This window comes from Rhizobacter sp. LjRoot28 (assembly GCF_964253025.1).
GTDB lineage: Bacteria > Pseudomonadota > Gammaproteobacteria > Burkholderiales > Burkholderiaceae_C > Rhizobacter.
The window spans coordinates 686,808-706,929 of sequence record NZ_CAXUQC020000001.1; the positions used below are offsets into that span (position 1 = coordinate 686,808).

Sequence of the window (20,122 nt, forward strand, 5' to 3'; positions counted from 1 at the left end):
GCGCTGCATCGTTCCGGTGGACTGGTGTGCTGTATTTATATACAGTTGTGGTCCCCGACGCCGCCGATCCTCACCATGACCGCGCCCCTGCCGCCAGAGCGTAAGCTCGGCATCATTGCGCATGCGAGACCGCATGCGCAGGGCGGGCCGCATGGGGCCCCGTGGCGCGCTGCCACCTTGCCGCAGGAGTAGCTGCATGGAAGATTCCTCGGAGCCCCGGGTCGTCCGCGTCGGGCGCGATTCCACCACCTCGGCCCAGCCGGTGCGCACCAGTGTCGCCATCAGTTTCGGGTCGCCGGCCACCGAGTCCGGCGTCACGCGCCTGGACCTCAACGACGTCTTCATCAGGAACCCCCAGGCCACTTACATGATGCGTGTGGCCGGCACGGCAATGCGCGATGCCGGCATCGACGACGGTGACATCGTGCTGGTCGATCGGGCCGTCACGCCGGCCCATGGCCACGTGGTCATCGCCGTGGTGGACCAGGAATTCCTGTGCCGCCGGCTGGTACGGCAAGGCGATGCGCTCAGCCTGTGCGCCACCGACCCGGCCGTGGCTGCGGTGCACCCACGCGAAGGCGACGAGTTCCAGCTGTGGGGCGTGGTCACCACCGTCATGAAATCGCTGAAGGTGTGAGGTGACGAGCATGTTCGCCCTCGTCGACGTCAACAACATGTACGTCAGTTGCGAGCGTGTGTTCAAGCCTTCGCTGATCGGCCGGCCGGTGGTGGTGCTGTCCAGCAACGACGGTGCCTGCATCGCGCGCAGCAACGAGGCCAAGGACCTGGGCGTCAAGATGGCGCAGCCGTGGTTCGAGGTGCGCCACCTCGAGCGCTCTGCCGGCCTCATCGCACAGTCGGCCAACTTCGAGCTCTACGGCGACATGTCCAGCCGCATGATGGCGTTGGCGGCTCAGTACGCGCCTCGCCAGGAGATCTACAGCATCGACGAATGCTTCCTCGATTTCGAGGGCGTCCGTGGCGACCTGATCGACACCGGCCGCCACCTGCGTGCAGCGGTGCTGCAATGCACCGGCCTTCCGACCAGCGTGGGTTTCGGTCCCACCAAGACGCTGGCCAAGCTGGCCAACCACGTCGCCAAGACCGAGGATCGCAAGCCCGGCACCTACCCTGCGCATGTGGCCCGAGTCTGCGACTTCGGGTGCATGAGCCAGAGCCAACTCGACGACATCCTGCGCCGCACCGATGTGGGCAGCGTGTGGGGTGTTGGCCGGAAGACCACCGCCCGGCTGAACGAGGGCAGCATCCGTACCGTGCTCGATCTGGTGAATGCCGACGTCGCCACCCTGCGTCGCCAGTTCAATGTGCTGCTCGAGAAAACGGTGTTCGAACTGCGCGGAACCTCCTGCCTCGACGTTGACGATGCCCCCGCGCCCAACCAGCAGATCATGGCGTCACGCTCGTTCGGCGAACCCGCCACCGACATCACCGCCCTCAGCGAAATCGTCAGTGGCTTCACGACCCGCGTGGCGGCCAAGCTGCGTGCCCAGCACAGCCTGGCCGCCGCCGTGCGGGTGTTCATCACCACCAGCCCGCACCGCCGCCAGGACGCCCAGCACAGCCCGAGCATCACGATGCCCCTCGTGCGGCCCACATCCGATACGCGGGCCCTCATCGCTGCGGCGCTGTCGGCGCTGGAGCGCATGTTCCGCCCGGGGCACAACTACGTGAAGGCCGGCGTCATGCTGGTCGACCTGTGCGACGAGGGCCAGGCACAGGGCGAGTTGGACCTGTTCGCCGAACCGGTCGGTCCTTCGGCGCTGTCGACGGAGGCGGGGGCACGGGCGACAGCCGCGAACGCACGGCTGATGAACGCCGTGGACGCGCTGAACCTGAAATTCGGCCTCGGCGCCGTCGGCGTGGCGAGCGGGTTGCAGCGAGCGCAGGGAGCGCAGCGCCATGCGTCGAGGCAGGAGCGCAGGTCGCCCAGGTACACGACGCGGCTGGAGGAGATTGCCACGGTGAGGGCGTGAGGGCGCCGTAGACCCTCCGGGGTGAGCTGTCCGCGGTGATTGCCGCCTTTGAACGAATCGGCGCCTGCCGGCGTCGGGCGCCGTCCGAAGCGGAACCGACGGCTCCCGCCTCGAGGCGTCGAGGCGGCAGATGACGCCGCCGCGATCCGGTTCGGCGGTCTGCGTCCGCGAGAACCGTCCACGTCGCGACGGCTGGCCCTGCCTCGAGGAGGTGAATCAAGCCGGGCGGCGGTCCGTCGTTAGACTGGCTCCCGGCCGGAGGGGACTCCGGCCGTGCAGCTTGGCGATCGGGCCTCGACCCGGTCGTCGGCCTGCACCCGTGCTGGCGGTCGCGCGCGGCCGCCGGATCCCTGGCCGGCCCTCGGCCGGCGTGGGGCAGGGCGGAACCGGCGCACGACCGGCACGCCTTCGCCCTTGTGCGAGGAGACATTCATGCCATTCAAGAAAGGCACATTCAGGAAGTCCGCCCTGGCGGCGTTGATGGGCGCGACATTGGTCGGCTGTGGCGGCGGCGGCACTGACGCCAGTGATGCCGACAGCGCCACCGCCCGCCCCACTGCCAGCGTGGAGGCCGAACGCAGTCTCGACATGCAGGCGACCGTGTCGGCGCTGGCGGCCGCCGCTGGCACCAGCATCGCCACCGCTGCCGATGGCACCACCAAAGCCAGCGGCACGAGTTTCGGGAACGTCATCGACGGCGACACCGACACCTATTGGCAACCGACGTCCCGCTACGGCCAGCGCATCTCCGCGAAAGGCTTCAGCGCCACGGTCAGCAGCGTCACCATCCATGAACTGACCCAGACGGTGACCGCCTGGCGGCTGATCAACAACGACACCGGTCAGGTGCTCGCCTCGGGCAGCGGCCTGGGCGCCAACCGGTCGATCAGCTTCGCTCCGGTCGCCAGCAGCAAGCTGGACCTGCTCATCGACCGCGCGGTCGGCCTTCCGCGCATCGGCGAGTTCGAAGTGTTCGCGCATGGCGGCACCCCGCCGGGCGGTGGCGAGCCGCCCGACGACGGGGGTTCCACGCCCCCACCGAGCGGGACGATCACGGGCGCCAGCTGCCGGTCCACGGGGTCGGTGTCGCTGTCCCAGACGCAGATCGTGCGGGCGGGCCAGGTCTTCGACGGCGGGTGCCGCACGTTCAACCCGACGTTCAGCGATGGCGGCCAGGCCGAGGGCCAGGACCCGGTCTTCCTGGTCGAGAAGGGCGGCGTGCTGAAGAACGTCATCATCGGCCGCAACGGCGCTGACGGGATCCACATCTACGGCGACGCCACGGTCGACAACATCACCTGGACGGATGTCGGCGAGGACGCCCTGACGGTCAAGGCGGCCGCGACGGTGACGGTGCGCAACATCACCGGGTCGGAGGCCAACGACAAGTTCTTCCAGCTCAACGCGCCCACCACCTTCAAGCTCGAGAACGCGGTGGTCAACGTCGCCGGCAAGCTCTTCCGGGAGAACGGAGGCAAGTGCTACCCGGTGCGCGTCACCGTGAACGGCGCGCGCCTCAGCAACATCAAGGAGGCCGTGTTCCGGTCGGACTGCAACCGCAGCACCTTCTCGCTCAGCAATGCGCAGCTGAGCGACGTGAAGGCGATCTGCTACGCAGGCGGCCAGTACGCGAGCTGCGGCATGAAGTGACGGGTCGCTGACTCCCGGGCCCTCGGTCAGCGCCGGTCGAGGGCCCCGGTGACTGCACGGCCCACGTCCTCCGATCGCGTGCTCCAGGCCAGAAGGGAAGACCTCATGTCGATTGATCCGTCCCTGACCTACGTGCTGCTTGGCCCGACCGGTGCGACCGAACCGGTGCCAGGGGGCGAAGCCTTCTGGGCCCGACCGCCCGCCGAGCTGGACGACATGGGCCGGCGATGGCTGGTGTCCGAGTTCGAATGCGATGCCGACTGGGCCAGCTGGGAGATGCACCCTGAAGGTGACGAGTTCGTCTACCTGCTCTCGGGCGAGGCCACGTTCGTGCTGGACCGTCCGGAAGGACCGACCCGCGTTCCGCTTCGCGGCCGTGCCGCCGTCGTCGTGCCTCGGGGCGTCTGGCATACCGCCGAGGTGACGGCGCCGAGCCGCATGCTCTTCGTGACCCTTGGCGCGGGGACGCAGCACCGCCCGGTCACCGGGGACTGAAGCCGGCCTGGCATCGACCATCCGGGCGGCCCAATGAAAACAACCCACCGGCCTCGGGAGGCGGGTGGGTTGTTCGGGCGATTGGTGCCGGTGAAAGGAGTCGAACCCTCGACCTTCGCATTACGAATGCGCTGCTCTACCAACTGAGCTACACCGGCGTTTCACGTCGGCCCTGAGGCCTGTGAAGCCCGCGATTATAGAGCAAGAAAATCAGCTCTTGGGCGTCTTGTGATACCCGGTGACGCGTTCGACCTCATTTTTCGAGCCGAGCACCACGCTGACGCGCTCGTGGAGCTTGCCGGGACGGATGTCGAGGATGCGCTCGTAGCCGTTGGTGGCCGCGCCGCCCGCCTGCTCGATGAGAAAGCTCATCGGGTTCGCCTCGTACATCAGGCGCAGCTTGCCGGGCTTGTCCGGCTCACGCTGGTCCCAGGGGTACATGAACACGCCGCCGCGGGTGAGGATGCGGTGCACGTCCGCCACCATGCTGGCGATCCAGCGCATGTTGAAGTCCTTGCCGCGCGGCCCCGTCTTGCCGGCCAGGCATTCGTCGATGTACTGCTTCACGGGCGGGGCCCAGTGCCGCATGTTGCTCATGTTGATCGCGAATTCCTTGGTGTCGGCCGGAATCTGCAGGTCGTCGGCGGTCAGCACCCATGAGCCCTGTTCACGGTCGAGCGTGAACATCGCCACGCCATCGCCCACGGTGAGCACGAGGGTCGTCTGCGGGCCATAGACGCAGTAGCCCGCGGCCACCTGCTGGTTGCCCGCCTGGAGGAAGTCCTCTTCGCTGACGCCAGCACCGTTCTCCGGCTTCTTCAGCACGGAGAAGATGGTGCCGATGCTGACGTTGACGTCGATGTTGCTCGAGCCATCGAGCGGGTCGAACAGCAGCAGGTACTCGCCCTGCGGGTAGCGGTTCGGCACCACGTAGATGCCTTCCATTTCCTCGCTGGCCATGGCGGCCAGCGCGCCACCCCATTCGTTGGCCTCGATCAGCACCTCGTTGGCGATGATGTCGAGCTTCTTCTGCACCTCGCCTTGCACGTTCTCGCTGCCGGCGCTGCCCAGCACGTCGCCGAGGGCGCCCTTGTTGACGTTGATGCTGATGCGCTTGCACGCGCGGGCCACCACCTCGATTAGCAGCCGCAGCTGCGACGGGATGTGCCCGTGCATGCGTTGCTGCTCGACCAGGTACTGGGTCAAGCTGATGCGTTTACTCATTGGAAAGGTCCTCTAGGCTTGAAAATCAGGCTTGTTCGAGTGCGCGGCCAATGATCTCGCGCACGTCGCTGGAAAGGTCGGGTTTGGCCGCCACGCGCTGCAGGGCGACGTGGGCTGCGCTGCGGTACGGTTCGGCGAGCGCGCTCCAGCGGTCCATGACGCGCGCCATGCGGGCAGCGAGTTGTGGGTTGATGCTGTCGAGCTCGATGATGCGGTCGGCCCAGAACACGTACCCGGCAGCGTCGGTTCGGTGGAAGGCGCCCGGGTTGCTCATGCACAGCGCGCTGATCAGACTGCGGGCCCGGTTCGGGTTGCGCAGCGAGAAGTCAGGGTGCTTGAGCAGCTGCTTCGCCCGCGCGAAGACGCGACCGTCCTTCTCGGGCGTGGTGGCCTGGAGGGCGAACCACTTGTCGATGACGAGCGCCTCGTCCTTGAAAAGGGCGTGGAAGCGTTGCAGCGCCGGCTCGGCGAGCTCGGAATGAGAGGCGGTGAGGGCCGTCAGGGCGCCGAGACGGTCGGTCATGTTGCCGGCATCCTTGAAGCGCTGGAACGCGCGGCCCGGCCAGACGGTGTCGCCATCGGCGGCGGAACCCAGGCACAGCATCGACAGGCTGAGGTTGGCCAGGGCCCGCTTGCCGGCGGACGCCGCGTCGGGCGAGTAGCCGCCCGCCACCTGGTTCTGCTCGAAGGCCCAGGCCCAGTCGTCGCGCAACTCGCGCGCCAGCTGCAGCTTCATGGCTTCGCGGACCGTGTGGATCTTCTGCGGGTCGACCACGCTCAGCTGCTCGGCCAGGTAGGTCTCGCTCGGCAGGGTGAGGGTCAGTTCCTTGAAGGCGGCGTCCAGCTCGGGATGGCGCAGCACGTTGCGCAGTGCGTCCACGAAGGGCGTGTCGAGCGCGAGCGGTGCCTCGCCGCCGATGGCCGCCAGCAGGCGGTTCATTGCGAGGCGCTGGCCGGCCTCCCAGCGGTTGAAGGCGTCCGGGTCGTGCTGAAGCAGCGTCAGCAGGTCGGCATCGGCAAGGTGGTCAGCCAGCACGACCGGCGCCGAGAATCCGCGCAGCAACGACGGCACCGGCTCGACGTCGATGTTCACGAACGTGTAGAAGTTGCGCGCCTCGTCGAGGACGAGCACGCGCTCGTTGCCCACCGGGGCATCTTCACCCTCGAGTTGCAGGGGCAGCGCCGCGCCGTCACGGCCGACGAGGCCCATGGCCACCGGGATCACGAAGGGAGCCTTCTCGGGCTGGCCGGGCGAGGGCAGTGCGGTCTGCTCCAGGCTCAGCGTGTACGTGCGCGTGGGTGCGTCGAAGCGGCCACGGGCGCTGAGGCGCGGCGTGCCGGCCTGGCTGTACCAGCGCTTGAACTGCGGGAGCAGGCGGGCCAGGGCCGTGTCGGGGTTGGCATCGGCAATGGCCTGGGCGAAGTCGTCGCAGGTCACGGCCTGGCCATCATGGCGCTCGAAGTAGAGGGTGATGCCGCGGGCGAAGCCCTCGCGCCCCACCAGCGTCTGCATCATGCGCACGACCTCAGAGCCCTTCTCGTAGACGGTCGCGGTGTAGAAATTGTTGATCTCGACGTAGCTGTCGGGCCGCACCGGGTGGGCCATGCTGCCGGCATCTTCAGGGAACTGCACCTGGCGAAGCTGGCGCACATCCTCGATGCGCTTGACGGCGCGGGCCGACGCACTGCCCGCCATGTCCATGCTGAACTCCTGGTCGCGGAAGACGGTCAGGCCTTCCTTCAGGCTCAGCTGGAACCAGTCGCGGCAGGTGATGCGGTTGCCGGTCCAGTTGTGGAAGTACTCGTGACCGACCACGCTCTCGATGCCGGCGTAGTCGACGTCGGTGGCCGTCGCCGGCGTGGCCAGCACGAACTTCGTGTTGAAGATGTTGAGGCCCTTGTTCTCCATCGCGCCCATGTTGAAGTCGCCGACGGCGACGATCATGAAGCGCTCCAGGTCGAGCGGCAGGCCGAAGCGGGCCTCGTCCCAGACGATGCTCGCGATGAGCGAGTTCATCGCGTGCTCGGTCTTTTCCAGGTCGCCGCGGCGCACATACACCTGCAGCAGGTGGTCCTTGCCGCTGCGGGTGCGGATGTGCTGTTCGCGGGCCACGAGGTCGGCGGCCACGAGGGCGAAGAGGTAGCTCGGCTTGGGGAAGGGATCGTGCCACTTGGCGAAGTGGCGGCCGTTGCCGAGGTCACCTTGTTCGACGAGGTTGCCGTTCGACAGCAGCACCGGGTAGGCCGCCTTCGACGCCCGCAGCGTCACGGTGTACACGGCCATCACGTCCGGCCGGTCGAGGAAGTAGGTGATGCGGCGGAAGCCCTCGGCCTCGCATTGGGTGAACAGCCCGCCGCCCGACTGGTACAGGCCCGACAGCGCGGTGTTCTTCTCGGGCGAGCAGGTGTTGCGGATCTCGAGCAGGAACGGACCCTCCGGCAGCGAGTCGATCACCAGCATGCCGTCTTCATGCCGGAACGACACCGACTCGCCATTGGCCAGCACCCGCGTCAGCACGATGTCGTCGCCATGCAGCCGCAGCGCCTGCACCGGCAGATCGGCATTGCGCTCCACCTGCATCCGGCTGATGACCAGCGTCTTCACGGGATCCAGCTCGAACGTCAGATCGACGCTGCGGATCCAGAACGCCGGCGCGGTGTAGTCCTCGCGACGGATCAGAGTGGCCGTACCTTCACGCATGGAGTGTCCTGTCCCTTAGTTGTGTTCACCAACGCACACAGCGCCAGTGTCGAGCCTACCGCCAACCCCAAAGCCCGCCCCAATCAAGGCCGCTCCACCCAATGTGGAAGCAAAGCGACCCACCCCCTCAAGCCACACGCGAGCCCGGGTCTCCCGGGCGACCCGTGGCGCCCCCCGCGGGGGGCAGGAGCGAAGCGACGTGGGGGGCTCCATCAGCTCACGCCCATTTTCAGGCTGGCTTCAATGAGCGCATCGAGGTCCCCGTCGAGCACCTTCTGGGTGTTCGAGATCTCGACGTTGGTGCGCAGGTCCTTGATGCGGCTCTGGTCGAGGACGTACGAGCGGATCTGGTGGCCCCAGCCCACGTCGGTCTTGGTGTCCTCGAGCTTTTGCTGCTCGGCCATGCGGATGCGCATCTCGTGCTCGTACATGCGCGAGCGAAGCATTTGCCATGCCTCGTCCCGGTTGCGGTGCTGCGAGCGGTCGTTCTGGCACTGCACGACGATGCCGGTCGGGATGTGCGTGAGGCGCACCGCCGAGTCGGTCTTGTTGATGTGCTGGCCGCCCGCGCCGCTGGCCCGGTAGGTGTCGGTGCGCACGTCCGCCGGGTTGATGTTGATCTCGAACGACTCGTCCACCTCCGGGTAGACGAAGAGGCTCGCGAAGCTGGTGTGGCGGCCGCCGGAACTGTCGAACGGGCTCTTGCGCACCAGGCGGTGCACGCCGGTCTCGGTGCGCAGCAGGCCGAAGGCGTAGTCACCCTCCACCTTGATGGTGGCGCTCTTGATGCCGGCGACGTCGCCTTCGCTGACTTCCATGACCTCGGTCTTGAAGCCCTTGCGCTCGCAGTACTTGAGGTACTGGCGCAGCAGCATGCTGGCCCAGTCGCAGGCTTCCGTGCCACCGGCACCGGCCTGGATGTCGATGAAGCAGTTGCTCGGGTCGGCCGGGTTGTTGAACATCCGGCGGAATTCGAGGCCGGACACGATCTCCGACAGCTTGGCAGCATCGGCCTCGATGGCGGACAGCGCATCGGTGTCGCCTTCCTCCTTCGACATCTCGTACAACTCGGTGTTGTCAGCGAGGTTGGCCGTGAGGTGGTCGATGGTCTCGACGACGGTGTCGAGGCTGCGCTTTTCCTTGCCCAGTTCCTGGGCACGCTTGGGCTCGTCCCAGACCTTGGGGTTCTCGAGCGCGGCGTTGACTTCGTTCAGGCGTAGAGCTTTGCGATCGTAGTCAAAGATACCCCCGAAGATCGATCGTCCGACGGGTCAGGTCGGCGAGGGTGTTGCCAATCGCATTGATGTGTTCGACGTCCATGGTGCAGTTCCTGTGTGTTCTGTGCAGTGCAAGCCCGCAATTTTGACACGCGACGGCACGGGGGCCGGACAGTCACACGTCGAGGAAGGCCTTGAGCCGCCGAGCGAGCGCGGCCGGCTGGTCGTGGTGCAGCATGTGGCCGGCCGGCGAGAGCACGTCCTTCTCGACCCGGCGCACCACCGACAGGCGCTCGTGGAACTCGGCCTTGGAGTAGCGCGTGCCCCACCAGCGCGCGGTGTCGCTGCGGTCACCCTCGATCCACAGCAGCGGCGCCTCGATGGCGGCCCAGCAGGCCATCGCCTCCTCCTTGCGATAGAGGTAGGGGTTGACGCGCTTGTGCGCCGGGTCGCCCAGGATCTGCCAGGCGCCCTCGGCATCGGGGCGCGACCAGTGGGCAGCCAGCCAGGCGGCGCGGTCGGACGGCAGCAGCGGATTGGTCTTTTGCAGGCGGCGTGCCACGCCGTCCACGCTCGTGTAGCTGCTGAGCTGCGCGGGCGTCTTGAGTTCGTCGAGCCATTCCAGCAAGCGGGCGGGTGCCTGGGCGGGCGTGCTGGCGGGCTGGCCGAAGCCCTCGAGGTTGACCAGGCGGCGAATGCGCTGCGGGCGGATGCCGCCGTACATCATCACCACGTTGCCCCCCATGCTGTGGCCGAGCAGGTCGATCGGTTGATCGGCCGGCAGCCCGCTGATCAGCTGGTCGAGCAGGGCGTCGAGGTCGCCGAGGTAGTCGGGGAACCAGTAGCTGTCGGTGGGTGGGGCTTCCGTCAGGCCGAAGCCGCGCCAGTCGGGCGCGATGATCCAGCGTTTCGGGCCTTCGAGCGCATCGAGTTCGTCCACGGCGAACTGGAACGAGGCGCCGACGTCCATCCAGCCGTGCACCATGACCAGCGGCGGGCAGTCCGGCGTGACCAGGCTCGCATCGCCCCACTGCCTCACGTGGTAGCGCAGGCCCCGCAGGGAAGTGAACTCGCATCGGCTTTCACGGCGTACGGCATAGGGGGCAAGCGGGGTCATGCGTGAGATGATATTGCGCTGCATCTGGCGGCGCTGTCCGTCCGGTGACAGGCCACGCCGCCCTCCGAACCCAGCTCTGCCCGCCATGAACCCAGCGCCTGCCTTCTCGATCCGCCCTGCCGAACTGCGCGACGTCGCGCCCATCGTGGGGCTCATCCGGGAGCTGGCCGAGTTCGAGAAGCTCACGCACCTGCTGCAGGTCACGCCCGAGAAGCTGCGTCCGCAGCTCTTCGGCGAGAAGCCGGCAGCCGAGGCCTACGTGGCCGAGTCGGGCGGCGAGGTGGTGGCCTTCGCGCTCTTCTTCGTCAACTTCTCCACCTTCCTCGCCCAGCCGGGCCTCTATCTGGAAGACCTGTACGTCAAGCCCGCGGCCCGCGGGCAGGGCATTGGCGAGGCCATGCTCGTGCGCCTCGGCAAGCTGGCGGTGGAACGCAACTACGGCCGCTTCGAGTGGTGCGTCCTCGACTGGAACGAGGACGCCATCCGTTTCTATGGCCGCATGGGCGCCAGCCTGCTGCCCGAGTGGCGGCTGTGCCGCGTGACCGGCGATGCCTTGACCGCGCTGGCCGTCCGCTGATCCTGCCGGACGACCGCCATGGCGCCGGTCCTGCAAGACCGGCCCCGAAACCCTAAACTCGCGGGCATGAGCACTCCACTGCCTTTGATTCCCCTCGGCCGCAGCGACCTGCGGGTGACGCCCATCTGCCTGGGCACCATGACCTTCGGCCAGCAGGTCGGCGAGGCCGACGCCCATGCGCTGCTCGACCAGGCCCTGTCGCGCGGCATCAACTTCATCGACACCGCCGAGATGTACTCGGTGCCCGCGCGGGCCGAGACCTACGGCGCCACCGAACGCATCATCGGCAGCTGGTTCGCCAGCCGTCCTGGCGTGCGGGAGCAGGTCGTGCTGGCCACCAAGGTGGCCGGGCCGTCGCGCGGCATGCCGTGGGTGCGCAACGGCAGCCGCAACCTGCTGCCCGACGACATCGTGCAGGCCTGCGACGACAGCCTGCAGCGCCTGCGCACCGACCACATCGACCTGTACCAGATCCACTGGCCGAACCGCAACGTGCCGACCTTCGGCAACCTGTACTTCGACCCGACGCAGGACCGCGAGTACACCGGCATCCGTGAGCAGCTCGAAGCGCTGGCGGGCCTCGTGAAGGCGGGCAAGGTGCGCCATGTCGGCCTGTCCAACGAAAGCCCGTGGGGCGTTCACGAGTTCGTGCGCTTGGCCGAGGCCCACGGCCTGCCCCGCGTGGCGACCGTGCAGAACCCGTATGCGCTCAACAGCCGCGCGCTCGACAACGGGCTCGACGAATCGCTGTACCGCCTGGACGTCTCGCTGCTTGCGTACTCGCCGCTCGCCTTTGGCGCGCTGACCGGCAAGTACGACGAGGTCGGCATCCATTCCGAGGACGACAAGCCCGGTCGCCTGTCCATGTTCGACTCCATGAAGCAGCAGCGCTGGGCGCGGCCCGAGGCCCTGTCGACGGCGCGGCTGTACAACGCCCTGGCCCGCCGCCATGGCCTCACGCCCACCCAGATGGCGCTCGCCTTCTGCTACACCTCCTGGCGCGTGGCCAGCACCATCATCGGCGTGACGCGGCCCGAGCAGCTCGATGCCAACATCGATGCCTGGGGCACCCGCCTGTCGCCGGAGCTGCTGGCCGAGATCGACGCGATCCGCTGGCAGCACCGCGACCCGGCGCAATGACGCTCCGGCGGCGGGCCGAGGCCTGACATGGCCCGCAAGGCGCATGCATCGGAGACGCCCGCCACCCAGTGGCTGAAGGCGCACAAGGTGGCGTACACCGAGCACCTCTACGACTACGTCGACCATGGCGGCACGGCCGAGTCGTCACGCCAGCTCGGCGTGCCCGAGCACGAGGTGGTCAAGACGCTCGTGATGGAGGACGAGTCCGCCCGGCCGCTCATCGTGCTCATGCACGGCGACCGCCAGGTGAGCCTGAAGAACCTGGCGCGTCAGATCGGCACGCGCAAGGTTGCGCCCTGCAAGCCCGAGGTGGCCCAGCGGCACAGCGGTTTCCTCGTTGGCGGCACCTCGCCCTTCGGGACGCGCAAGGCGATGCCGGTGTACGTCGAGGCATCGGTGCTCGGACTGCCCCGCATCCTGATCAACGGCGGACGGCGCGGCTACCTCGTCGGCATTGCTCCCGCGGTGCTCGTCGACCTGCTCGGCGCGAAGCCGGTCGAATGCGCCGGTGCAGAATGACGGCCTTGCCCACATCCGACACCCCATGGAGACTCTGTACCCCTACGCCGCGACCGTCGCGGCCTACCTGATCGGCTCGCTGTCGTTTGCCGTCATCGTGAGCCGCGTGATGGGCCTGAGCGACCCGCGCAGCTATGGCTCGGGCAATCCCGGCGCCACCAACGTGCTGCGCTCGGGCAACAAGCTGGCGGCCATCCTCACCTTGCTCTTCGACGCCCTGAAGGGCTGGCTGCCCGTCTGGCTGGTGGCCCGCTTCGGCGAACCCTACGGCCTGGGGGAGGGCACCGTCGCCATGGTGGGCCTGGCGGCCTTCCTCGGCCACCTGTGGCCGGTGTTCTTCCGCTTCCAGGGTGGCAAGGGCGTGGCAACGGCGGCCGGCGTGCTGCTGGCCTTCAATCCGTGGCTCGGTCTGGCCACGCTGGCCACCTGGATCGTGATCGCCGCCTTCTTCCGCTATTCATCGCTGGCTGCCATCGTGGCCGGCCTGTTCGCCCCGTTCTACCAGCTGCTCATCTGGGAGCGGGGGCCCATCGCGCTCGCGGTGGCCGTCATGGGCGGTTTGCTGATCTGGCGTCACGGCCCCAACATCCGCAAGCTGATGAACGGCACCGAGAGCAAGCTCGGGCAGAAGGCGGCTGCGCCCGTGGCCGCCACACCGAAGACCAAAGGAACCCGTCGATGACCACTTCCGTCCGCCGCTTCCATGTGGGTGACCGCCTCTCCGAGATCGCCGTCCACCAGGGCACGGTCTACCTCGCCGGCCAGATTCCCGACGACACCACCCAGGACATCGGCGGCCAGACGCGCCAGGTCCTGGCCCATGTGGATCGGCTGTTGGGCGAGGCCCATTCCGACCGCGCCCACATCCTCATGGCCCAGATCTTCCTGGCCGACATGGCGGACTTCGCCGGCATGAACGAGGTGTGGGACGACTGGGTGAGCCCGGGCGACGCGCCGCCCCGCGCGACCGTGGAGGCGCGCCTGGCGCGCCCCGAGGTGCGCGTTGAAATCGTGGTGACGGCCGCGGTGCGCGGCTGAGACGCCGCGCTGCTGCCCGCGCGGTCGGGGTCAGCCCAGGCCGAGCAGGGCGGGGTCACCCCGGCCCTGCCGCAGCACCACCGGCTCGTCGCCGGTCAGGTCGACCACCGTGGTCGGCTCCATCTTGCAGGCACCCGCGTCCACCACGGCCTCGATCTGGTTGCGCAGGCGCTCCCGGATTTCCTCGGGGTCGTTCAGCGGTTCGGTCTCGCCCGGCATGATCAGCGTCGTTGCCAGCAGCGGCTCGCCGAACACCTCCAGCAACTGCTGCAGCATGGTGTGGTCGGGAACCCGCAGGCCGATGGTGCGCCGTGACGGATGGGACACCCGGCGCGGCACTTCCTTGGTCGCCTCCAGAATGAACGTGAACGGCCCCGGCGTCACGCTCTTGAGCAAGCGGTACTGCTTGTTGTCCACCCGCGCGTAGCTCGCCAGTTCGGACAGGTCACGGCACAGCAGGGTCAGGTGGTGCTTGTCGTCCACCCCGCGGATGCGGCGCAGTTTCTCGGCCGCCGATTTGTCGTCGAGGTGGCAGACGAGGGCATAGCTGGAATCGGTGGGCACCGCGGCGATGCCGCCGGCGTGCAGCACCTGCGCGGCCTGCTTGAGCAGCCGCTGCTGCGGGTTGTCTGGATGGACTTCGACGTATTGCGGCATGGCACGTCCTTCGCGGTCAATCCGCCATGGTATCGGCTGCCACGGCCGACGTGGGCGTTGCCGCGCGCCGCACGTTCAGCCAGGCGCTCGCGGCGCCGCAGGCGGCGATGACCGCCATGCCGACCCAGGCCCAGCCATCGGGCACGTAGCGGAACACGGCGTAGCTCACTGCGGCCGCCATGGCGATCTGGGTGTACACGAAGGGCATCAGCGTGGCGGTGGGCGCCAGGCCGAGCGCCAGGATGAGCAGCAGGTGCCCGGTGGTGCCGAGCAGGCCGATGCCCAGCATCAGCGCCAGGTGCCCGGCGCTTGCGCCCGCGAGCGTCGACGCCACGTCGATGCCGCTCAGGAGCAGCAGGGGCGTGAGGATCAGCGTGCCGGTCAGCCCGGTGTAGAAGTGCGTGGTGAACGGGCTTTCCAGCGCGGACAGCTTGCTGGTCAGCACCTGGAAGCTGGCGTAGCTCACCGCGCCGGCCAGCGGCAGCACCACGGCCCAACCGAAGATCCCGCTGCCGGGCCGGATGACGATCAACGCTCCGGCGAAGCCGCCGCAGACCAGCAGCCAGCGGGGCAGCGACACCCGCTCGTGCAGCACCCAGCCTGCCAGCAAGGTGACGACCACCGGCGTCAGCATGTTGATGGCGGTGAACTCGGCCACCGGCATGTATTGCACGCCGAAGAAGCTGGCCGAACTGGTGAGCAGCAGCAGCACACCACGAAGCGCCTGGAAGCGCGGGTGGGCCGCACGAAAGCCCGAGGTCCGGGAGCGCAGCAGCCACACCGCCATGACGACGGTCTGGGTGAGGTAGCGGCCCCACATGAGGAGCAGCACCGGCACGAAGGCGCCGAGGTACTTGATGGACGTGTCCATCGTCGCGAAGCACCCCGCCATCAGCAGGATGAGAACGATGCCCAGGGCCGGGCGCTGACCGCTCACGTCGGGCGCTGCACGCGGTCGGCGAGCGTCTCCCACACGGGGCGCAGGCGATCGGGCAGGGGTGGCAGGCGGCCGAGGTCGACGTGGCTCTCGGTGGGGCTGTGGAAGTCGGACCCGCGCGAGGCGAGCAGGTCGAACTCGATCGCCATGTCGGCGTACTTGGCGAAGTCGGCCGTGGTGTGGCTGCCGGTGATCACCTCGACGCCGCGCCCGCCATGGGTGATGAACTCGGTGAAGAGCGCGTATTCCTCGTTGGGTGTGAACTTGTAGCGGCCGGGGTGGGCGATCACGGCGGTGCCGCCAGCTTCGGTGATCCAGCGCACGGCGTCGCCGAGCGACGCCCAGCGGTGCGGCACGTAGCCGGGCCGGCCTTCGACGAGGAAGCGCCGGAACACCTCCGACGTGTCGCTGCACACGCCGGTCTCGACCAGGTGGCGGGCGAAGTGGGTGCGGGAGATCAGGTCCGGGTTGCCGACGTAGCGCAGGGCGCCCTCGTAGGCGCCTTCGATGCCGACGGCGGCGAGCCCTGCCGCCATCTCGCGCGCCCGGGCTTCCCGTCCGCCCCGTGTGGCCGCAAGGCCTTCCTGGATGGCGCCGTGGGACGCGTCGAAGCCGAGCCCCACGATGTGGACGGTCGCGCCGGCGAAGGTCACCGAAATTTCGACACCGGTGAGGTATGGCAGGCCGAGGGCATGGGCTGCCGCCAGCGCGCGTGCCTGGCCACCCACCTCGTCGTGGTCGGTCAGGGACCACAGCTGGACGCCGTTTGCATGCGCCCGCGCCGCCAGGCCCTCGGGCGTCAGCGTGCCATCCGAGACGACGGAGTGGCAGTGCAGGTCGGCGTTCAGCGCGGCGTTGAGCGCGGGGTTGAGGGTATTCACCGAGTCATTGTAGGCAGCCGGCCGCCGGCGCGCTGGCCCGTGGCCAAATCAGGGACGCAGGCGCAGGATCCGGCCCTCGTCGCTGTCGGTCAGCAGGTAGAGCCAGCCGTCGGGCCCCTGGCGCACGTCGCGGATGCGCTCGTCCAGGTCGGTGAGCAGGCGTTCCTCCTTCACCACGCGGCGCCCGTCGAGTTGCAGGCGGACCAGCGCCTGGCCGCGCAGGGCGCCCACGAACAGGTTGCCCCGCCAGCCCGGATACCGGTCGCTCGTGAGAAAGGCCATGCCGCTGACGGCGATGGACGGCACCCAGGTGTGCAGCGGCGGCTCCATGCCGGCCTTGGTGCGGCCCTCGCCGATGGGGCGGCCACTGCCGTATTCGGCGCCGTGGCTCACCACCGGCCAGCCGTGGTTGCGGCCAGGCAGGGTGACGTTGAGCTCGTCGCCGCCTTGCGGGCCGTGCTCGTGCGTCCACAGCTCGCCGGTCTGCGGGTGCAGGGCGGCGCCCTGCACATTGCGATGGCCGTAGCTCCAGATCTCGGGCCGCGCGCCCTCGCGGCGCACGAAGGGATTGTCGGCCGGCACGGCGCCATCGGTCTGGATGCGGATCACCTTGCCGACATGGCTGCCCAGGACCTGCGCGTCGTTGCGGCGGCTGAAGCGGTCGCCTGTTGTCACGAAGAGCCGGCCGTCGCGGTCGAACACCAGCCGCGAGCCGAAGTGGGCGCTGCTGGCATGCTTGTCGTGCTGGCGGAAGATCACGGTCACCTCGGTCAGGCGGTTGCCCGACAGGCGGCCCCGCGCGACCGCCGTGCCGTTCGTGCCCGCCTGGTCACCCGTCCCGGGTTCGGCATAGCTGAGGTACACCCGGCCGTTGCCGGGGAAATCCGGGTCGAGGGCGACGTCCAGCAGGCCACCTTGTCCGCGCGCGTCGACGGCCGGCACGCCGTCCACCGGCGGCCCCAGCGTGCCGTCGGGCGCGACGATGCGCAACCGGCCCGGGCGTTCGGTGACGAGCATCCGGCCTTCGGGCAGGAAGGCGAGACCCCACGGATGCGCGAGACCGCGGGCCACGGTGTCCACCGTGGGTGCGGCCACCGCCACTGCACACGCCAGGGACAGCGTGGCGGCGCCGGCGGCACGGCGAAGGACGGTGAATGCATGGACCATGTCGGAACCTCCTGGCTCAGGCGAGCCCTTCGACGATCATCTGGACACGCTGCTTGCCGTTGTACTCGTCCAGGCGCAGCTGGTAGGCCAGCGTCACGCGGTCGGCGACGGGCTCGGCGTGGCCGAACCAGATCGCGTCGCGCACCGTGCCCGCGTGCCGCACGGAGAGCTTCAGGTGCTTCTCGCCCACCAGTCGCTGCGAGATGACCTCCACCTCGTCGCTGAAGACCGGCGGCTCGAACGCCTGGCCCCACACCTGGGCGTCGAGCGCGCGCACCGTTTCGGGCGTGAAGTACTCGATGCCCAGGGGACCGTCGGTCAGCAGGATGCGGGACAGGGTGGGGGCGTCGAGCCATTCGCACGCCACCTGCTGCAGGGCTTGCCGGAAGACGGGGAAATCGGCTTCCTCCAGCGTGGCGCCCGCCGCCATGGCGTGTCCGCCGAAGCGCTTGAGCAGCCCGGGGTGCCGCTTGCTCACCAGGTCGAGCGCATCGCGCAGGTGGAACCCGGTGATCGAGCGGCCCGAGCCCTTGAGCAAGCCGTCCTGGCCGCGGGCGAAGATGAAGGTGGGGCGGTGCACCCGGTCCTTCAGGCGCGAGGCGACGATGCCCACCACGCCTTCGTGGAAGCCCGAATCGTAGATCGACAGCGCGGCCGGTGGATCGCCGGCGAGCGCCGCATCGGCGAGCAGGTCGGCCAGCAGCCCTTCGGCCTGCTCGCGCATGCCGGCCTCGAGCTCGCGCCGCTCGCGGTTGATCGCGTCGAGTTGCTGGGCCAGGGCCAGGGCGCGCTCCGGGTCATCCGTCAGCAGGCACTCGATGCCGAGCGACATGTCCGACAGCCGGCCGGCCGCATTGATGCGCGGGCCGAGCGCAAACCCGAAGTCGAATCCGCAGGCGCGGCTTGCGTCGCGACCTGCCACGGTGAAGAGCGCCGCCACGCCGGGTTGCATGCGGCCGGCGCGAATGCGGCGCAGGCCTTGCGCGACGAGCCGGCGGTTGTTGGCGTCCAAGCGCACCACGTCGGCCACGGTGCCGAGCGCCACCAGGTCGAGCAGGCTGTCGAGCCGAGGCTGCTGTTCGGCGCTGAACACGCCGCGCTCGCGCAGTTCGCTGCGCAGCGCGAGCAGCACGTAGAACACCACACCCACGCCCGCGAGGTTCTTGCTGGCGAAGCCGCACGCCGGCTGGTTCGGATTCACGATGACGGTCGCGTCGGGCAGCAGGGTGGCGTCGCCTTCGCGGGCGGGCAGGTGGTGGTCCGTCACCACCACGTCCAGTCCGCGGGCGCGGGCATGGGCCACGCCGGCCAGGCTCGCGATGCCGTTGTCGACCGTGATGAGGACGTCGGGACAGTCGCCCGGGACGGCGTCGCACGCCAGGTCGACGATGGCGGGCGTGAGGCCGTAGCCGTGCACCGCGCGGTCCGGCACGATGTGGCTGAGCGTCCCTGGCGCGGCCCCCAGCAGGGCGAGGCCTCGCAGGGCGACGGCGCAGGCGGTGGCGCCGTCGCAGTCGTAGTCGGCCACCACGCACAGGCGCTTGCGCGCGGCAATGGCGTCGGCCAGGAAGCGGGCCGCGGCCTGCGCCCCGGTCAGCTCGGACGGCGGCAGCAGGCGCGCCAGGCCGTCGTCCAGCTCGTCGGGCGTGCGCACGCCACGTGCGGCGAAAAGGCGCGCGAGCAAGGGGTGCACGCCCGCCTGCTCCAGCGCCCAGGCACTGCGCGGCGGCACGTCGCGGCGGGTGATGGCCGGCGCGTTCATCACAGCTCGCGCAGCAACGGGGCGGCCGAAGGGGCGCTGAAGCGCTGCCGCAGGCGGCTCCACATCGGCTGCGGCCGGTTCTCGAAGCGCTGGGCGTGCCGCTCGCCAGACAGCGTGAGCGAGACCGGCTCGCCCTGGCGGGCACGCGCCAGCAGGGCGGCCACCGGGCCGGCATCGAGCGCCTGCAGGGCTTCGGCCCAGGCAGCCCAGTCCTCGGCCAGCATCGGGGCGCGCAGCCGTTCGTCGAGCACGCGGCCCGGTTGGGGCCGCTCCGGCTGGAAGCGGCCGCAGCCGCTCAGCCAGAAGGAGTTGACCGGCAGGGCACCCTGGTTCACGCGCTCGTCGTTGAGCGGGTGCTGGTACAGCAGCATCTGAACCTCGTTCTGCAGCCGGCGCACCAGGCGGGCCTGCGGATGCACCGGCATCCACAGGTCGATGTTGCGTCCGATGGCGCGGTCGATCGAGGCCGAGGGCAGGTCGGCAAGGCTTTCGTGAGAGACGTACCAGCGCGTGGGCGCGCCCCAGGCGATCTGCCAGCCTTCCTCGACGAAGAGCGGGGTCACCGCCTCGAAGAGTGTGTGCGAGGACTGGGCGCTCAGGAACAGGTTGTGCGGGTCGGCGAGGCTCACGTGGTCGGCGCCGACATGCCAGTGCACCGGCGTGAGAAGGCCCCAGGCAGCGTCGCCGACCTCGACGCCATCCGCCGCCGCGGCGCGGGCGGCCCACGGGAGGCAGCCATCGTCGCCCGTCCAGCCGAGCGTGTCGGCCAGTGCCCGCTCATGCGGCGGGGTGAGCGTGTATTCGTCGGTGCCGATGCGCTCCGTGGGCGTGAGCTGGGCCAGCAGCCGAGCCAGGTTGGGCAGGTTCTGGTCGCGCAACGTGTGCCGCCCGTTGTCGGACAGCGCGGAGGCGAACGGAATCATCAGGTGCATCGCGCGATTATCCGGTGAGGCGGCCAATCCCCCACGCAGCGCAGGCTGGAGCGTGGTCACCGTGCGGTCACGCGCGCGCCACGCCGGCGTCATGCCGCACAGCGACGATGGACC

General features: G+C 69.0%; 19 protein-coding genes and 1 tRNA gene. 9 read left to right on the plus strand and 11 right to left on the minus strand.

Annotated features, from left to right (window positions below; genetic code table 11):
• Positions 1-196 precede the first annotated feature (196 nt).
• From ACSQ2F_RS03290 to ACSQ2F_RS03305, 4 genes are all read left to right on the plus strand, one after another.
• Positions 197-637, plus strand: a complete 441-nt coding sequence (locus ACSQ2F_RS03290; RefSeq protein WP_436019737.1) for a LexA family protein — start codon at positions 197-199, stop codon at positions 635-637.
• A gap of 10 nt (positions 638-647) precedes the next feature.
• Positions 648-1,994: a Y-family DNA polymerase gene (locus tag ACSQ2F_RS03295; RefSeq protein ID WP_436019739.1), complete on the plus strand. Its 1,347-nt coding sequence runs from the start codon at positions 648-650 to the stop codon at positions 1,992-1,994.
• Between the two features lie 432 nt (positions 1,995-2,426).
• The gene (locus tag ACSQ2F_RS03300) at positions 2,427-3,644 is read left to right on the plus strand and encodes a pectate lyase (RefSeq protein ID WP_436019741.1); all 1,218 of its coding nucleotides are present in this window, start codon (positions 2,427-2,429) and stop codon (positions 3,642-3,644) included.
• A 105-nt stretch (positions 3,645-3,749) separates the two neighbouring features.
• Complete coding sequence (locus tag ACSQ2F_RS03305; protein WP_436019743.1) at positions 3,750-4,139, plus strand: cupin domain-containing protein; 390 nt, start codon at positions 3,750-3,752, stop codon at positions 4,137-4,139.
• A gap of 82 nt (positions 4,140-4,221) precedes the next feature.
• Here ACSQ2F_RS03305 and ACSQ2F_RS03310 read toward each other — a convergent pair.
• From ACSQ2F_RS03310 to ACSQ2F_RS03330, 5 genes are all read right to left on the minus strand, one after another.
• Positions 4,222-4,297, minus strand: a tRNA-Thr gene (locus ACSQ2F_RS03310).
• Positions 4,298-4,349: 52 nt separating this feature from the next.
• Complete coding sequence (locus ACSQ2F_RS03315) at positions 4,350-5,363, minus strand: class 1 fructose-bisphosphatase (RefSeq protein WP_436019745.1); 1,014 nt, start codon at positions 5,361-5,363, stop codon at positions 4,350-4,352.
• A 25-nt stretch (positions 5,364-5,388) separates the two neighbouring features.
• On the minus strand, positions 5,389-8,064 hold the full coding sequence (pepN, locus tag ACSQ2F_RS03320; RefSeq protein ID WP_436019747.1) for an aminopeptidase N: 2,676 nt from the start codon (positions 8,062-8,064) through the stop codon (positions 5,389-5,391).
• Positions 8,065-8,276: 212 nt separating this feature from the next.
• A protein-coding gene (gene prfB / locus ACSQ2F_RS03325) for a peptide chain release factor 2 (protein ID WP_436019749.1) occupies positions 8,277-9,384 on the minus strand; the annotation gives its coding sequence in 2 pieces (ribosomal slippage) (positions 8,277-9,302 and positions 9,304-9,384; 1,107 coding nt in all).
• Between the two features lie 72 nt (positions 9,385-9,456).
• On the minus strand, positions 9,457-10,398 hold the full coding sequence (locus ACSQ2F_RS03330) for an alpha/beta fold hydrolase (RefSeq protein ID WP_436019751.1): 942 nt from the start codon (positions 10,396-10,398) through the stop codon (positions 9,457-9,459).
• 85 nt (positions 10,399-10,483) lie between these two features.
• Between ACSQ2F_RS03330 and ACSQ2F_RS03335 the strand changes: the two genes are divergently transcribed.
• The 5 genes from ACSQ2F_RS03335 (at position 10,484) to ACSQ2F_RS03355 (ending at position 13,672) form a co-directional block, all read left to right on the plus strand.
• Complete coding sequence (locus ACSQ2F_RS03335) at positions 10,484-10,975, plus strand: N-acetyltransferase family protein (RefSeq protein ID WP_436019753.1); 492 nt, start codon at positions 10,484-10,486, stop codon at positions 10,973-10,975.
• A 66-nt stretch (positions 10,976-11,041) separates the two neighbouring features.
• Positions 11,042-12,115, plus strand: a complete 1,074-nt coding sequence (locus ACSQ2F_RS03340; RefSeq protein WP_436019755.1) for an aldo/keto reductase — start codon at positions 11,042-11,044, stop codon at positions 12,113-12,115.
• 27 nt (positions 12,116-12,142) lie between these two features.
• Entirely contained in the window at positions 12,143-12,634 is a 492-nt protein-coding gene (locus ACSQ2F_RS03345) for an aminoacyl-tRNA deacylase (protein WP_436019757.1), read from the plus strand.
• 25 nt (positions 12,635-12,659) lie between these two features.
• Positions 12,660-13,316: a glycerol-3-phosphate 1-O-acyltransferase PlsY gene (gene plsY, locus ACSQ2F_RS03350; RefSeq protein ID WP_436019759.1), complete on the plus strand. Its 657-nt coding sequence runs from the start codon at positions 12,660-12,662 to the stop codon at positions 13,314-13,316.
• Positions 13,313-13,672: a RidA family protein gene (locus ACSQ2F_RS03355; protein ID WP_436019761.1), complete on the plus strand. Its 360-nt coding sequence runs from the start codon at positions 13,313-13,315 to the stop codon at positions 13,670-13,672. The genes plsY and ACSQ2F_RS03355 overlap by 4 nt, the downstream gene beginning before the upstream one ends.
• Positions 13,673-13,702: 30 nt before the next feature.
• On the opposite strand, the gene ACSQ2F_RS03360 is transcribed toward ACSQ2F_RS03355, so the two are convergent.
• Genes ACSQ2F_RS03360 through ACSQ2F_RS03385 form a run of 6 tightly spaced genes read right to left on the minus strand, consistent with a single transcriptional unit; the run spans position 13,703 to position 20,008 of the window.
• Positions 13,703-14,329 (minus strand): L-threonylcarbamoyladenylate synthase, encoded by a 627-nt coding sequence (locus tag ACSQ2F_RS03360; RefSeq protein WP_436019763.1) that lies wholly within the window; start codon positions 14,327-14,329, stop codon positions 13,703-13,705.
• Between the two features lie 16 nt (positions 14,330-14,345).
• Entirely contained in the window at positions 14,346-15,266 is a 921-nt protein-coding gene (locus ACSQ2F_RS03365; RefSeq protein ID WP_436019765.1) for a DMT family transporter, read from the minus strand.
• Positions 15,263-16,147: a 3',5'-nucleoside bisphosphate phosphatase gene (locus tag ACSQ2F_RS03370; protein ID WP_436019767.1), complete on the minus strand. Its 885-nt coding sequence runs from the start codon at positions 16,145-16,147 to the stop codon at positions 15,263-15,265. The genes ACSQ2F_RS03365 and ACSQ2F_RS03370 overlap by 4 nt, the downstream gene beginning before the upstream one ends.
• A gap of 48 nt (positions 16,148-16,195) precedes the next feature.
• Positions 16,196-17,314: a PQQ-dependent sugar dehydrogenase gene (locus tag ACSQ2F_RS03375; RefSeq protein ID WP_436019769.1), complete on the minus strand. Its 1,119-nt coding sequence runs from the start codon at positions 17,312-17,314 to the stop codon at positions 16,196-16,198.
• Positions 17,315-17,330: 16 nt separating this feature from the next.
• Positions 17,331-19,076 (minus strand): single-stranded-DNA-specific exonuclease RecJ, encoded by a 1,746-nt coding sequence (recJ, locus tag ACSQ2F_RS03380; protein ID WP_436019771.1) that lies wholly within the window; start codon positions 19,074-19,076, stop codon positions 17,331-17,333.
• Positions 19,076-20,008, minus strand: coding sequence for a hypothetical protein (locus ACSQ2F_RS03385; RefSeq protein ID WP_436019773.1), 933 nt, complete (start codon positions 20,006-20,008; stop codon positions 19,076-19,078). Before ACSQ2F_RS03385 ends, recJ begins: the two co-directional genes overlap by 1 nt.
• Positions 20,009-20,122: the final 114 nt, after the last annotated feature.